Annotated in this window: 10 protein-coding genes; 5 read left to right on the top strand and 5 right to left on the bottom strand. The window is 67.5% G+C overall.

Features of this window, described 5'->3' with window-relative positions; all coding sequences use genetic code 11:
* Nucleotides 1-18: 18 nt before the first annotated feature.
* Nucleotides 19-2,406, bottom strand: coding sequence for a TonB-dependent siderophore receptor (locus QE360_RS07150; protein WP_309700379.1), 2,388 nt, complete (start codon nt 2,404-2,406; stop codon nt 19-21).
* Nucleotides 2,407-2,616: 210 nt separating this feature from the next.
* Here QE360_RS07150 and QE360_RS07145 point away from each other — a divergent pair, with 210 nt between their 5' ends.
* From QE360_RS07145 to QE360_RS07130, 4 genes are all read left to right on the top strand, one after another.
* Entirely contained in the window at nt 2,617-3,912 is a 1,296-nt protein-coding gene (locus QE360_RS07145; RefSeq protein ID WP_309700378.1) for an HD-GYP domain-containing protein, read from the top strand.
* 68 nt (nt 3,913-3,980) lie between these two features.
* Nucleotides 3,981-4,442 carry a GNAT family N-acetyltransferase gene (locus QE360_RS07140; protein WP_309700376.1) on the top strand — a complete coding sequence of 154 codons (462 nt, stop codon included), beginning with the start codon at nt 3,981-3,983 and terminating at the stop codon, nt 4,440-4,442.
* A gap of 56 nt (nt 4,443-4,498) precedes the next feature.
* Nucleotides 4,499-6,112 carry an NAD(P)/FAD-dependent oxidoreductase gene (locus QE360_RS07135; protein ID WP_309700373.1) on the top strand — a complete coding sequence of 538 codons (1,614 nt, stop codon included), beginning with the start codon at nt 4,499-4,501 and terminating at the stop codon, nt 6,110-6,112.
* Nucleotides 6,109-6,492 (top strand): reverse transcriptase-like protein, encoded by a 384-nt coding sequence (locus QE360_RS07130; protein WP_309700371.1) that lies wholly within the window; start codon nt 6,109-6,111, stop codon nt 6,490-6,492. The genes QE360_RS07135 and QE360_RS07130 overlap by 4 nt, the downstream gene beginning before the upstream one ends.
* Nucleotides 6,493-6,512: 20 nt before the next feature.
* Here the strand turns inward: QE360_RS07130 and QE360_RS07125 are convergent, their stop codons facing one another.
* Together QE360_RS07125 and QE360_RS07120 are read right to left on the bottom strand one after the other, a co-directional pair.
* The gene (locus QE360_RS07125; RefSeq protein ID WP_309700369.1) at nt 6,513-8,105 is read right to left on the bottom strand and encodes a glycoside hydrolase family 43 protein; all 1,593 of its coding nucleotides are present in this window, start codon (nt 8,103-8,105) and stop codon (nt 6,513-6,515) included.
* Nucleotides 8,102-9,343, bottom strand: coding sequence for an MFS transporter (locus tag QE360_RS07120; RefSeq protein WP_309700367.1), 1,242 nt, complete (start codon nt 9,341-9,343; stop codon nt 8,102-8,104). Before QE360_RS07120 ends, QE360_RS07125 begins: the two co-directional genes overlap by 4 nt.
* Nucleotides 9,344-9,477: 134 nt before the next feature.
* Between QE360_RS07120 and QE360_RS07115 the strand changes: the two genes are divergently transcribed.
* Complete coding sequence (locus QE360_RS07115) at nt 9,478-10,512, top strand: LacI family DNA-binding transcriptional regulator (RefSeq protein ID WP_309700364.1); 1,035 nt, start codon at nt 9,478-9,480, stop codon at nt 10,510-10,512.
* 185 nt (nt 10,513-10,697) lie between these two features.
* Here the strand turns inward: QE360_RS07115 and QE360_RS07110 are convergent, their stop codons facing one another.
* Nucleotides 10,698-11,699 carry a glycoside hydrolase family 43 protein gene (locus tag QE360_RS07110; RefSeq protein ID WP_309700362.1) on the bottom strand — a complete coding sequence of 334 codons (1,002 nt, stop codon included), beginning with the start codon at nt 11,697-11,699 and terminating at the stop codon, nt 10,698-10,700.
* Between the two features lie 12 nt (nt 11,700-11,711).
* Nucleotides 11,712-14,705 carry a TonB-dependent receptor domain-containing protein gene (locus tag QE360_RS07105; protein WP_309700360.1) on the bottom strand — a complete coding sequence of 998 codons (2,994 nt, stop codon included), beginning with the start codon at nt 14,703-14,705 and terminating at the stop codon, nt 11,712-11,714.
* Nucleotides 14,706-14,824: the final 119 nt, after the last annotated feature.

Here is a 14,824-nt window from a genome sequence, read left to right as displayed (position 1 = left end):
ACGGCAACGCTAGTCCGTTCAGAAGTTGGTGAACAGGCTGAGCGTCGCCTGCCGCCGATCGCCGGGCACCGCCCAGCCGCCGGTGACGACGCCGGTCGTCGCGTTCACATTGTTGCGCACGCCGGTCACATATTTCTCGTCGGTGAAGTTCTGGACGTTGAGCTGGAGCGTCCAGCTCTCGGCCAGCGTATAGGCCAGGAAGGCGCGGTGGATCAGATAATCCTCCGCCCGGTACTGGGTGCGATTGGCCGCGACCGGCGCATTGGTCGCGAAGTCGCCTTGATAGGTCAGGCCGTAACCGACCTCCAGTCCGAAGGGCAGCTTGTAGGTGGTGAACAGGCTGCCCGAATGCTTGGGCGTCTGGATCAGCTGGCTGTTCGCCTGCACATCGACCACGCCCGCCGCCTTGTCGCGGTTGGAAATGCTCTGCAGCACCTTGCCGTCGAGATAGGTATAGTTGGCGAAGATCGTCCAGGCCGGGGTGATCGCCCCCGACAGGCCCAGCGCGACGCCGTCCACCCGGCTACGCCCGTCCAGCACCTGAAGCCCGGCGGGCAGCGCGGGATCGTTGGAGGGGACGCGGTAATTGGTGCGTTCGTTGCGGAAGACGGCGGCGGTCACCTCCAGATGGCGGTCGAACAGCCCGGCCTTCACCCCCGCTTCGTAATTCTTCGCGGTTTCGGGCGCGACGGCGCACGGATTCGCGGCGGTCGCGGTCGAGGGCACGCCGCAGCCCAGCCGCACGGTCGCGGACGAGGGGGTCTTGGCATTGCCATAGCCGGCATAGAGGCTGACATTCTCGACCGGGTGGAACACGCCGCCGACCCGCCAGGAGAATAGCCGCTCGCGGCTGACCTGCGGCTGGGCCTGGAGCGCGGTCAGCGGGATCGTCCCCGGCGGCACCACCGCCAGCGGCAGGGCGCGGAAATTCGCCTCCTGATATTCGTACCGGACGCCGCCGTTCAGCTCGAAGAAGCGGTTCAGCTCCAGCGTGTCGAAGGCATAGACCGCCAGGTTGCGCGTCTCGCTGCGCGACTGGGCGGTCGTGGTCAGGTTGATCGGCCCGGTATAGTCGGTGTTCGGCGCGGCGATGGCGATCAGCGGCAGCGGCGAGACCGCGCTGCCATTGGCGTTGCGCAGCAGCGAGGCGGTGGTGATGCGGTAATTCTCCAGCGTCCCCGACAGGCCGACATTCAGGACATTGTGAAGGCCGCCCTTGGCCCCCGCCTCGTGCCGCACGTCGAACTGGTCGTACAGCATCTGGTTGCGCTGATCGCGCACATAGCCCCGCGGGCCGGACGGCAGATAATAGCCCGGCGGCACATTGGCGGGACAGGCCGCCCCCACGGTCGCGCCCGGCGTCGCGGTGATCGGCTGCCGCCCGGTCGCGGCGAGGCAGAAGGTCCCCTGCGGCGCGGAGGTGACGCTATATTGCGTGACCTGCTGCCAGCGGGTCAGGTTGCGCAGGCTGAGATGCGCATCGACCTGATGCCGGAAGGTCGCGGTGAACCGGTCGACGGTGATGTCCTGCCGGTCGAGATTGGCGGTGCCGAAATAGGCGCTGCGGCTCGCGCCCGGCACGAAGCCGTCGACCAGCCCGTTGTCGAAATAGGGCACGCCGTACATCGGCGTGTTGCGATCCTCCTGATGGACATAGGCCAGCGTCAGGCTGGTCGGGCCGGTCATGCCGATCGTGACCGAGGGCGCGACGCCCCAGCGCTCCATCTTCTCGACGTCGCGGCCGGGTATGTCGTTATGGTGATAGGCCGCGTTCAGCCGCACCGCGACCAAGTCGGAGGCGCGGACATTGCTGTCCACCGCGCCGCGATAATAATTGTCGGTGCCGACCGACCCTTGCATGATCGTCAGCGTCTCGGCCGTGGGCACCTTGGAGACGAGGTTGATCGTGCCGCCGACCGATCCCGATCCGTTGAAGACGCTGTTCGCGCCGTTATAGACCTCGACCTGTTGGAGGTTGAACGGGTCGGTCCGGCTATATTGCGCGCTGTCGCGGACGCCGTCGATCGTGACGTCGTTGCTCGCCGAATAGCCGCGCAGGTTGATCGAATCGCCATAGCCGCCGCCGCCTTCGCCCGCGCCGAAGGTGATGCCCGGAATCGTCTGGAGCACGTCGCGCAGCGTCTGGAGATTCTGTTTCCGGATCGTCTGCTCGCTGACCACGGTGATCGTCTGCGGCGTGTCGAGCAGCGGGGCGGTCGCCTTGGGGCTTTCCAGCACGGCGGCGCCGGTCGCACGCTGTCCGGTCACGACCACGTCGCGCTGCCCGGTGGCGTCCTGCGCATGGGTCGCGGCGGGATCGGCGCGGCGCGCATCCTCGGCGGCGGCGATCCCCGGTGCGGTCGCCAGAAAGCCCACGCAGGACAAGGCGATGAAGGATTGTGACATGATGATTTCCCCTTTGCCCGCGCGCTATTGCTAAAGACTCGCATAGTCAACGCTATTGCAAGTGATTATCGCATTGCGGGCTCGTCGGGTCCGGCGCCAGTCTGACCAAATCGGTCGCTCTTTCGGACCGATGCGGCAGGGCCCGCGCGCGCGGCCGCGCCCCGCCATACCGCAACCAAGCCTTTACCTGCTCTCGGTTAAGCGCGGTCCATGAGTGACGATGGGGACACGAATCGGTATATCCGAATCCGGGGAGATCAGGCGGAATTGGGCATGTTCGTTCATGCCGTGCACTGTTCCTGGATTCACAACCCGTTCTGGCGGCGCAGCTTTCTGCTGATCAGTCCGCAGGACCAGGCGCTGATTCACGAATCGGTGCCGCAGATCACCATCGATCTGGCCAAGGGGCGCGGGCTGAAGGCGATGGCCATGGCCGACAGCCGCGACCGCGACGATCCCGCCCCGCCCGCCGAGCCCCCCGCCGCCGCCGCGCCCGAGCCGGTCGTCGCGATCCGCCCCCGGCGCCGCAAGCCGCCGACCGAGCTGGAGCGCGCCGCCGCCACCGCCGAACGCGCCATCGCCGCCATCACCAGGCTGTTCGCCGAGGCACGGCTGGGCCGCGCCATCCGCACCGCCGACCTGCTGCCCATGGTCGAGGAGATCGCCCATGCGACCAGCCATAATGGTGCCGCGCTGATCGCGGTCACCCGGCTGAAGGACAAGGACCAATATACCTATATCCATTCGGTCGCGGTCGGCACGCTGATGATGGGGCTGGCCCGCCATCTGGGCATGGACGACGACGATGTCCGCGTCGCCGGGCTGGCCGGGATGCTGCACGACATCGGCAAGATGCAGGTCCCCGCCGAGATCGTCGACAAGCCCGGCCGCCTGACCGGCGAGGAGCTGGCGCAGATCCGGCTTCACCCCGGCCTGGGGCATCGCATGCTGCTCGACCTGGAGGATCTCGACCCGCGCATTCTCGACGTGTGCCTCCATCATCACGAGAAGATGGACGGCACCGGCTATCCCGACGGACTGAAGGGCAAGGAGATCAGCCGCTTCGCCCGGCTGGCGGCGGTGTGCGACGTCTATGACGCGGTTACCTCGATCCGGTCCTACAAGCGCGCCTGGTCGCCGCACGAGGCGCTGGCCCAGATGCTGGAATGGGAGGGGCATTTCGACCCTGCGATGCTGCGCGCCTTCATCGCCTGTCTCGGCATCCAACCCTTTGGCGCGCTGGTCCGGCTACACTCCAACCGGCTGGGCATCGTGGTGCGCGAGGGCGAGAGCCCGACCACGCCGATCGTGCGCAGCTTCTTCGACGTGCCCGACCAGCAGACATTGCCCGTCGAGGATGTCGCGACCAGCGGCGACCCGATCATCCGGGCGGAACGCGGCGAATATTGGTTCGGCGAAGGCTGGCCCACCCTGCAGGCCGAGATCATGGCGCAGGTCGCCGTGCCCGAGGCCCCGCGCCATCACCTGACCCGCGCCCGGATGTGAACCCCGGCGCTGGCGATCGCGCCGCCGCCTGATAGGATGGCGTTCCCGCTCACCACGTCGAAGACCCTATGATCATTCGCACCGCCACCCCGGACGATGCCGTGCCGATGAGCCGCGTCCTCCGCGAGATCATCGCCATGACCGGCCGGGTACGCCCGCACGATCCGGCCTTTGCCTTGTCGCATTACATCGCTGGACCCGAGGGGATACGGTGCAGCGTTGCCGTCGATGGCGATGGCGCGGTGCTGGGGTTTCAGTCGCTGAAACGCGCCGTCGCGGGCAATCCCTACGATGTGCCCGAGGGATGGGGCATCATCGGCACGCATATCAGCCCGCGCGCGCATCGTCGCGGCGTCGGCAAGGCATTGTTCGCCGTCAGCCGGGAGGCCGCGATCGCCGCCGGGCTGGGCCGGGTCGATGCGTCGATCGGCGCGGACAATGCCGTTGGCCTTGGCTATTATGAGGCCATGGGTTTTCGCACCTGGCGCGAAGGGAACGGGATCATCCAGAAGATGCTGATCCTCGACTGACGCCCGGCACACGCGGGCAATGGCGGCCCGCCGCGCAATTCTATATGGCGCGGACCATGATCCGCCTCAGTGAATTGAAACTGCCTCTCCATCATGCGGACGAGGCGCTGCCCGCGGCCATTTGCCGCCGGTTGCGCGTGACCCCGCGCGACATGATCCGCTTCACCGTCGCCCGGCGCGGTCATGATGCGCGGGACAAGGGCAATATCCAGCTCGTCTATTCGGTCGACGTGAACTTGAAGAACGAGGCCGCCGTGCTGGAGCGGTTCCGCCGCGACCGCGATGTTCAGCGGACCCCCGACACCCGCTATCACCTGCCGGCCGCGCCGCCGCCGGGTGCGAAGCGCCCCGTCGTCATCGGTGCGGGGCCCTGCGGCCTGTTCGCCGCGCTGGTGCTGGCGCAGGCGGGATACCGGCCGATCGTGCTGGAGCGCGGCAAGGTGGTGCGCGAGCGGACGCAGGACACCTGGGGCCTGTGGCGGCGCAGCGTGCTGAACCCCGAATCCAACGTCCAATATGGCGAAGGCGGGGCGGGCACCTTTTCGGACGGCAAGCTCTACAGCCGGATCAAGGACCCCCGCCACCTGAACCGCAAGGTGCTGACCGAGTTCGTGAAGGCCGGTGCGCCGCCCGAGATCCTGACCGAGGCGCATCCGCATATCGGCACCTTCCGCCTGGTGACGATGGTCGAGAGCATGCGCGCGACCATCGAGGAGCTGGGCGGCGAATATCGCTTCTCCACCCGCGTCGACGGGCTGGACGTCGAGACCGACGGATCGGGCGAGCGGCGGGTGCGCGGGCTGCATCTGAACGGCGGCGGCTATCTGGAGGCGGATCACGTCGTCCTGGCGATCGGGCACAGCGCGCGCGACAGCTTCGCGATGCTCCAGGCGGCGGGTGTCCATGTCGAGGCCAAGCCCTTTTCGATCGGGGTACGCATCGAGCATCCGCAGGGCTGGATCGACCGCGCGCGCTTCGGCCACCAGGCGGGACATCCGATCCTGGGCGCGGCCGAATATCACATCTCGCACCACTGCAAGAACGGGCGCACCGTCTACAGCTTCTGCATGTGCCCCGGCGGCACGGTGGTCGCCGCGACCAGCGAAGAGGGGCGCGTCGCGACCAACGGGATGAGCCAATATTCGCGCAACGAGCGCAACGCCAATTCGGGCTTCGTCGTCGCGATCGATCCGGAGCGCGACTTTCCCGGCGATCCGCTGGCGGGCCTCGCGCTGCAACGCCATTGGGAGGAGCGCGCCTATGTCGCGGGCGGCTCCAACTACAAGGCGCCCGCGCAGCGGGTGGGCGACTTCCTGGCGGGGCGCCCCTCGACCAGCCTGGGATCGGTCACCCCCTCCTATCGCCCCGGCGTCACCCCGACCGACCTGTCGCAATGCCTGCCCGACTTCGTGGTCGAGGCGATGCGCGAGGCGATCCCCGTCTTCGGCCGTCAGATCGCGGGCTATGACCATCCCGACGTGGTGATGACCGGCGTCGAGACGCGCACCTCCTCCCCCGTCCGCTTCACGCGCGGCGAGGATGGGCACAGCCTGAACACCCGCGGGCTGTTCCCGGCGGGCGAAGGCGCGGGCTATGCGGGCGGCATCCTGTCGGCGGCGGTCGACGGGATCAAGACGGCCGAGGCGGTCGCGCGCAGCATCGCGGCGTGAAGATCTTCTTCGACGGCGGGCTGCGTCCCACCGGCCTGGAATGGGCGGTGGTGATGGGCGGCCATGCCCATGTCGCGCGCATGGCCGGACCGGGCGACAGCATGGACGCCGAATGGCTGGCGCTGATCGCCGCGACCCGGCTGGCCCATGATGCGGGGCTGGCCGACGCGCTGCTGCTGGGCGACTCGCTCGCGGTCATCGGGCAGGCGAGCGGGCGCGTCCGGGTCCCGCCCGCCTATCGCGCGCATCACCGGCTCTGGTCCGACCTGCCGCGCCCGCCGGGGCGCTTCCGGCTTCGCCACATAAGGCGGACCCAGAATCTGGCGGGCATCGCGCTCGCCAAACCCTGGCTCTACCCGCAGGCGCAGCGCGGCGGCTGATCCGCCCGGCCTGTTTGCCGTCATTCGTGCGGTTCGGGATCGTCCACATAGCGGAACCATCGGAAATCCGCATGGCGCCCGGTGCCCGCCATGTCCTGGCAGGCCATGCCGACAAAGGTGCCGGTGAAATTGGGCAGCCCCTGCAACGTGGCCTCGTCCGACAACAGGCTGGCGTCGAACGCCTCGGGCAGCCATTGCCACGCGCCCGCCCCCTCGGCCCGGAAGGCGAAGCGCAGCCGCTCATGATCGACCGCGACGCGCAGCTCGATCGGTCCCTCGGGCGCGGGGACCGGCGTGCTCAGCACGCTGCGCCCCTCGCCGATCGGCAGGACCGACAGGACCTGCACCTGCCGCCGCCCGGCATCGTCGGCGGTCAGGTGCAGGTAGAGATATTTGCTGCTGTTGTAATAACAGACCAGCCCTGCCGCCTGCTGGAAATGCTCGGGGGTGAAGTCGACCAGCGTCTGCGCGTCATAGCGGAACGCGGTCTGACGGCGCGCGACCAGCGACTGAATGAAATGGCTGCCGATCGTCTCGCGCCCGTACAGGCGCAGATGGCCCGGCCGTCCGGTCAGGCTGAACAGATGGTCGGGATCGGGCGTGCGCAGCCATTGGAAGGCGGCGGGCAGATCGGGCGAGTCGAACGCGTCATGCGCCTCGATCCGTTCGGGGGCATCGACCACCGGCGGCTCCTCGGCACAGCGCAGCCAGCCATCCGCTCCCCAGGCCATGCGTCGGATCGCCGTCTCGCGCCCCATCACGCAGCGGTCGCTCTGGGGCAGCGGGCGTCCGCAGAGATAGGCCATCCACGTCTCCCCCTCCGCCGTGTCGACCAGATCGCCGTGGCCGGTGCGCTGCAGCGGAGCGTCGGGCCTGTCGCGCATGGTCAGCACGGGGCCGTCGGGATGCGTCTCATAGGGGCCGAACAGGTCGCGCGACCGGGCCATCACCACGGCATGGCCGCGCTCGGTCCCCCCCTCGGCGACGAGCAGATGATACCAGCCGTCGCGCTTGTAGAGATGCGGCCCCTCGGTGAAGCCGAGCGATGTCCCCTCGAAGATGACACGCCGTTCGCCGATCAGGCGGCCGCTGGTCAGGTCCATTTGCTGCACCACGATGCCCGCAAAGCGCTTTCGGTCGGGGCGATGGTCCCACAGCATGTTGAGCAGCCAGCTGCGCCCGTCATCGTCATGGAACAGCGCCGGGTCGAATCCACTGCTGTTCAGATGGACCGCGTCCGTCCAGTCGCCGTCGATCCGCTCGCTCGACACCCAGTAATTGTGGAAATCGCGCAGCGACGCGCCCTTCGCGCCGTCGATGGTGGTGCGGCCATAGCGCTTCACATCGGTGAAGATCAGGTGGAAGCGCCCGTCCTTGTAACTGAGATCGGGCGCCCACACCCCGCAGCCATCGGGATTGCCGCGCATGTCGAGCTGGCCCGCGCGGACCAGCGGCCGTGCGACCAGCGTCCAGTTCGCCAGATCGCGGCTGTGATGGATCTGGACGCCCGGATACCATTCGAAGGTCGAGGTCGCGATATAATAGTCTTCGCCCACCCGGACGATCGACGGATCGGGGTTGAAGCCGCGCAGGATGGGATTGATCGGGGTCATGCGGGTTTGCGCACCAGGGTCCAGAGGAGAGCCGCGCCCGCCAGATCGAGCAGGCCGAGCAGGATGAAAAAGGGCTGATAACCGACCTGGTCGACCAGCGAGCCGAGCGTCAGGGTGAAGAGCAGCACGCCCAGATTGGCCGCCGTCCCCGACACGCCGGTCGCGGTCGCCACCTGATCCTGCGGGAACAGGTCGGAACACAGGGTGATGACCGTCACCGACAGCGTCTGGTGCGCGAAACCGCCCAGACACAGGAGCGCGACGGCGGCGACCGGGCTGGTCACGCTGCCCACGAACATCATGCCGGTCATCAGCACCGCGCCCAGCGTGAAGGCCCCGCGCCGCGCGTCGATCAGGTTGATCCCGCGCCGCTGGAGAAAGGCGACCACGGCCGGCCCGAACAGGCACCCCAGATCGGCGGCGAGGAAGGGCAGCCAGGCGAACAGCGCGATCTGGGTCAGGTCGAAATGCCGCGCCTGGACGAGATAGAGCGGCATCCATAGCGACAGCATCCCCCAGACCGGATCGGCCAGGAAGCGCGCCGCCGCGATCGCCCAGAGGTTGCGGCGGCCAAGCAATTCGCGCAGCGGCGGGCGGCGGCGCTTCCTGGCGAGCGCGGCCTCCTGCCCCTCGACAATCAGCGTGCGCTCGCGCGGCGACAGCATACGGTGCCGGGCGGGCGGCGCGTACCAGAGCAGCCAGGCGACTACCCAGAGCAGCCCCAGCCCGCCCGCCACGAAGAACGCCGCGCGCCAGCTATGATGAAAGACCGCCCAGGCGACGAGCGGCGGGGCGAACACCGCACCGAACGACGCGCCGATCTGATAGAGGCCGCCCGCCAGGCCGCGCTCGCGCGCCGGAAACCATTCGGCGACGAGCTTCATGCCCGCGGGCTGCGCCGATCCCTCGACCAGCCCCAGCGCGCCGCGAAGCCCGGCGAACCCCATCCAGCCGCTCGCAAAGCCGTGCCCGATGGTGATGCACGACCAGACCGCGACGAACAGGGTGAAGCCGATCTTCAACCCGATCAGGTCGAGCAGGTAACCCGCCACCGGCTGGAACATGATGCCGAACTGGAACGCGCCGGTGATCCAGGAATATTGCTGCGCCGAGATATGCTGCTCGGTCATGATCGCGGGCGCGGCGACGCCCAGGATGCTGCGCGTCAGATAGTTGATGACCATCGCCCCGACGAACAGCGCGATGATCGTCCAGCGGATATAGGGAAATCGCGTCACGCCGCGCCTTTCGATTGTATCGGGATTTTCGCCGACGGGACGCATCCCCGGCATTGACCTTCCCCCTTACGGCAAGGCACGGCGATGGAAGACGACCGGGGCGACAGGCCCCGCGACGACAGGATATTGGGCATTTGACGCGTACCCGACAGCGCCCGCGCGGCGTGACGATCATCGATGTGGCCAAGGCGTCGGGCGTGTCGCCGATGACCGTGTCGCGCGTCATCAACGGCGATGCGGGGGTGCGCGACGAGGTGCGCGCGCATGTCCGCGAGATGATCGCCAAGCTGAACTACACCCCCAATCTGATGGCGCGCAGCCTGGTGACGGCGCGCGAGATCCGGATCGGCGTGATCTATTCCAACCCCAGCGCGGCATTCATGAGCGAGCTGCTGGTCGGCGTGTTCGAGGACGCCTCGACCCGCGCGGCGCAGCTGTTCCTGCTGAAGGGCGAAAACGGCAAGCCGCCGTCGCGCGCGGCGATCGAGGGGCTGATCGCGCAGCGGATCGCGGGCGTGCTGCTGGCGCCGCCGCTGGGCGAGTCGGCGGCGGTGCGCGAGATCCTGCGCGAGGCGGGGCTGCCCGTCGCGGTGATCGGCGGCGTCGCGCCCGATGCGGTGTGCGTGGGCATCGACAATAATCGCGCCGCCTATGACATGACCCGCCATCTGATCGGGCTGGGCCACCGGCGGCTGGGCTTCGTGCTGGGCAATCCCGACCAGTCGGCCAGCATCGCGCGGCTTGCGGGCTTTCGGGCGGCGGTCGAGGAAGCGGGCGGGATCGAGACCCAGGTGGTGCAGGGCGATTACAGCTATGCCTCGGGCCTGGTCGCGGGCCAGGCGCTGCTGGACAGCGCGACGCCGCCGACCGCGATCTTCGCCAGCAATGACGACATGGCCGCCGCGATCGTCTCGGTCGCGCATCGGCGGCATCTGGACGTGCCCGGCGACCTGACCGTGGCGGGCTTCGACGACAGCATCGCCGCGACGACGCTCTGGCCGCCGCTGACCACCGTCCACCAGCCGGTCCGCGCGCTGGCGGAGGCGGCGCTCCAGATGCTGATCCAGGAGATTCGCGGCGGCGCGCCGAGAGCCGACGGAGAGCCGCGCGTCACGATCCTCGACCACCGGCTGGTCGAACGCGACTCCACCGCCGCACCGCGTTCCTGACACCCCCATTCCTCCCCTGCGAGGGGAGGTGGCAGGGCGAAGCCCTGACGGAGGGGTGTCACCGCTGGCGATGATCCGTTCCATCAGCGGGGACACCCCTCCACCATGCTGCGCATGGTCCCCCTCCCCTTGCAGGGGAGGAATAGACGGATGGATGCCCCCAATTTGGCGAACGGACTCACCCCCTACCGCCCCGGAGCCGTAACGCCGGCTTCGGTCTGGACCACCGGCTTCATCGTCCCGTCGGGGTTGTAGTAAAGCCGCTCGACCGTCACCGCGCGGCGGCCGATCGATCCGCTCTGGTCGCCGATCGCCAGCGTGGCGTTGTGGAGGAACAGGTACGACTTGCCCTTGAAGTCGGCGATGCCGGGATGGATGGTGAAGCTGTACTTGCCCGATCCGGTCAGGAGCCCACGATAGGTCCAGGGCCCCTTGGGCGACGGCGCGGTGGCATAGGATACATGCTCGTCGCGCTGCGTCGTGCGGTCGAGCGAGGCATAGGTCAGGTAATAGAGCTTGCCGCGCTTGTGCAGCCAGGGCCCCTCCTCGAAATGCGGCGGCGTGATCTCGGTGATCGGGCCGTCGATCTCGATCATGTTGGGCTTCAGCTTCGCGATATAGCATTGCCGGTTGCCCCAGGCGATCCAGGTCGTCCCGTCATCGTCGGTCATCACGGTCGGGTCGATATCTTCCCAGCTATGCGTGCCCTTGGGCGTCATCTCGTTGGTGATCAGCGCGGAGCCCTTGGCATCGACGAACGGGCCGGTCGGCTTGTCCGACACGGCGACCGCGATCGCCTTGCCCGGATGGGTGTCGTCATGCTCGACCGCGGCATAGAACCAGTATTTGCCGTTTTTGTAGATCGTCTGGCTGGCCCAGGCGTCCTTCTTGGCCCATTTGAAATCGCGCACGTTCATGATCGGCCCGTGCGGCGTCCAGTGGCGCATGTCGGTGGTCGAATAGACCAGCCACTCCTTCATGTTGAACATCTCGTCCCGCTGCGCCTCGTCATGCCCGACATAGAGGTACAGCCGGTCGCCGACGACCAGCGGCGCGGGGTCGGCGGTGAAGCGGTCCCGGATGATCGGGTTGCTCCCCGGACGCTCCCGCGACGGCTCGGGCATGGACAGGGCGCTGCCCGGCAGGGCGAGCAGCAGGCACGACGCGATGATCCGCGACAGGGTCATGGCCTGTTTCCTTTAGAAGCTGAACCGCACGCCCGCGCGGAACACCCGCCCGAGAACGTCGTACAGCGCCGGGTTGACGAAATAGGGCGAACGGGCCGGATCGCGGTTGAACACATTGTCGACCTTGAAATAGGCGGTGACCGCCGGGGTCACGTTATAGGTGCCGCCCACGTCGAAATAAAAGGCGCCGGGAATGAAGTTGGTGTCGATCGTCGGCCGGTTGGCGGTCGAGGCCGGACAGCCGGTGGTGCACTCGATATACTGGTTGCCCAGCTTGCCGTCGCTGAACCAGCGTTCCTGCAGCAGCAGCGACCAGTCGTCGGTGGCATAGGTCTGCACCGCCAGCCATTTCCACTTGGGCGTGTTGCCGATGTTCACCCCCGCCGTGTCGTTGGGGATGGTGCCGGGCAGGCCGGTATCGGTGATGAACCGACGGATATTGGTCGCCAGCGCGCGCAACGTCAGGCTGCCCGGCAGGCCCAGCGGACGCTGCCAGCGATAGCTCGCCTCGATGTCGAAACCGTCGGTCAGGATCGATGCCAGGTTGAACGACTGGACGTTGATGAAATTGGGGCCGTTGGGGTTGTTCAGGTTGAACACGCCGCACGTCTCCGGCGCGATGTTCAGGAAGCACAGGTTGACGATGTCCTGCGCGCCCAGGCTGGAGATGACGTCGGTGATCTTGATCTTGTAATAGTCGACCGACAGGCTGAGCCCCGGAATCGCCGCCGAGTTGGAGAAGGCGATGCCCAGCGTGGTGTTGCGCGCGATCTCGGGCGTCAGGTTGACGTTGCCGATGGTGTTCTGAAGCGCCAGCACGTTGACGTTGCGGAAGGGATCGAAAAAGCCCGGCAGCGTCGTCGTGACCGGCGCGGCGAACAGTTCCGACAAATTGGGCGCGCGCACGTCGCGCGAGGTCACGCCGCGGATGCGCAGGCCGTCGACCGGCAGGTCCCAGGTGCCGCCGATCTTCCATGCCCAGACGGTGCCCGAGGTGCTGTAGTCGGTGACGCGCACCGCGCCGTTGATATTGGCCCGGCCGCCCGCATCCGAATTGATGATCGGCAGATCGGCCTCGAGGAACGCCTCCTTGACGCTATAGGCGCCGTTGCCGTTCTTGTAATTGCCCGCATACCAGTTGTTGCCGTCCGCCAGCAGCACCGGGTCGGCTGGATAGGCGCCGTTGGCCGGGGTGTTCGCGAAGCCCGCGCCGTAGGGATCGGCGCGCACGCGGTAGAATTCGTGGCGGAACTCGCCGCCGAACGCCACCGACACCGGCCCCGCCCAGGACGAGAAGGGCGAGCCCGAGAAGTTGAGGCTGATCACGTCCTGAGTCTGGCGCGTCCGCTGATAGGCGCCGTTCTGCGGGATGATATAGCTGAGCGCCTCCGCCGAGGGATTGCCGCCGAAGATGTTGAGCGGCTGGCACCCATTGGCCCGCGCGGTGGCATCGGCGCAGACGATCGCGCCGTTCAGCGTGATGGCGTTGATCGCCTGGTTGAACCGGCGCGACAGCATGATGTTGCTGACATCGACATCGGTATAGTTGGTGCCGTGCTCGTAATAGATGTCGTAGGACCAGTCGGACCCCGCGACCGCCTCGCGTCCCTTGGCGCCCGCGACGAAGCGATATTGGCGACGATCGGTATAGACCTGGCTGTTGCCCAGCGCGGCGTTGCTGGTGCCATATTGGAAATTGGTGATGCCCGCCGTGGTGCAGGCCGCCTTGATCGCCGCCGGGACATAGGGATTGGCGCACTCGATCGTCAGGTTCGGGCGGTTCATGCCGCCGACCGGCTGGTTGTTGGTCTTCACCTGGCCGATATTGACCGTGCCATAGATTTCGCCGTTGGGCGCGAAGTCATAGCCGATACGGCCATAGCTGTTCACCCGCTGGATCTTCGACTGGAGCGAGCGGCCCGCATCGACATTGCCCGACAGGTCGCCGCCCAGGCAGAAGCCGGGGAGACAGCCGCGGACATTGCCCGCCGCGTCGCGCGCGGGCACCCCGCCCGAGCCGTACTGGAACTGGAACGGATTGCCCGCCTGGTCGAAGGCGATGCCCTGGAGCGGCCCGGCGGTGATCAGGCCGTATTTGGTGTAATTATAGGGCTGGGCATAATCGCGGAACAGATATTGCGGCGTCCCGTCGTTCAGGACGTTGCGGTTGATCAGGGTCGACTGGCGGAACCAGTCGCGCCCGCCCGCCAGCGCGGTGCCGAACTCGCCGCCGCCGACGCCGTCCTCATGCGCATATTCGGTGCTGGCGATCAGGTGCAGGCTGTCGTTCAACAGGCTGGTGCCGCCCGCCAGCTGGACCAGCACCTGCTGGTCGTCGCCATAGGTGGTCAGGCCGCCCTGGACATTGCCCTTGATCCCCTTGAACCGGGTATCGGTGATGAAGTTGACGACGCCGCCGACCGCGTCCGAACCATAGGAGGCCGAGGCGCCGCCATTGACCACGTCGACCCGCTTGATCAGCAGCTGCGGGAACAGGCTGATATCGGGTACGCCGGTGACGTTGGCGCCGACGACGCGCTGCCCGTCGAGCAGGGTCAGGGTGCGGATCGCCCCCACGCCGCGCAGCGAGAAGGAGCTGAGCCCCTGCTGCCCGCTCGACGTGCTGAAGGTGTTGACCGAGGTGCCGGTCGAACCCTGGAGCGAGGGCAGCTGCGCGACCGTGGTGAAGATGTTGGGCTGCGCATTCTGCTGGATCTGCTGCTCGCCGATCACCGTGGTCGGGGTCGGCGCGGTGAAGCCGCCGGTGGTGATGCGCGAGCCGGTGACGATGATGTCGCGGGTCTGGGCTTCCCCGGCATCGGCGGGCGGCGAGGCCACATCGCCCTGCCCCGCCTGAGCGTCCTGCCCCGGCTGGACCGTTGCGCCATCCTGCGCCGGCGCGGTCTGGCCCTGGGCCGGCATGGCGATACACAGGGCCAGAACCGCCAGGCTGGCCGGTCCGATGCCGCTCTTGCCCGAACGGCGGGCGCGCGTTCCCGTCATCATCGTCTCCACTCCCTATCTCGTTCCGTTATATCTGGTAACGTTACCAGCATCACTCTTCGCTTTTTCGCTGTCTGTCAACTGTCCGACATTCGGGGATAATCCCGCTTCGGCCCGGTCCA

It is taken from the genome of Sphingomonas sp. SORGH_AS_0789 (genome assembly GCF_031453055.1).
Lineage (GTDB): Bacteria > Pseudomonadota > Alphaproteobacteria > Sphingomonadales > Sphingomonadaceae > Sphingomonas.
This window is presented reverse-complemented; position numbering and strand designations above follow the sequence as displayed.

Excerpts from the sequence above, each read along its gene's own strand:
- QE360_RS07150 (WP_309700379.1), bottom strand. The coding sequence starts at position 2,406 with ATGTCACAATCCTTCATCGCCTTGTCCTGCGTGGGCTTTCTGGCGACC.
- QE360_RS07145 (WP_309700378.1), top strand. The coding sequence starts at position 2,617 with ATGAGTGACGATGGGGACACGAATCGGTATATCCGAATCCGGGGAGAT.
- QE360_RS07140 (WP_309700376.1), top strand. The coding sequence starts at position 3,981 with ATGATCATTCGCACCGCCACCCCGGACGATGCCGTGCCGATGAGCCGC.
- QE360_RS07135 (WP_309700373.1), top strand. The coding sequence starts at position 4,499 with ATGATCCGCCTCAGTGAATTGAAACTGCCTCTCCATCATGCGGACGAG.
- QE360_RS07125 (WP_309700369.1), bottom strand. The coding sequence starts at position 8,105 with ATGACCCCGATCAATCCCATCCTGCGCGGCTTCAACCCCGATCCGTCG.
- QE360_RS07110 (WP_309700362.1), bottom strand. The coding sequence starts at position 11,699 with ATGACCCTGTCGCGGATCATCGCGTCGTGCCTGCTGCTCGCCCTGCCG.
- QE360_RS07105 (WP_309700360.1), bottom strand. The coding sequence starts at position 14,705 with ATGATGACGGGAACGCGCGCCCGCCGTTCGGGCAAGAGCGGCATCGGA.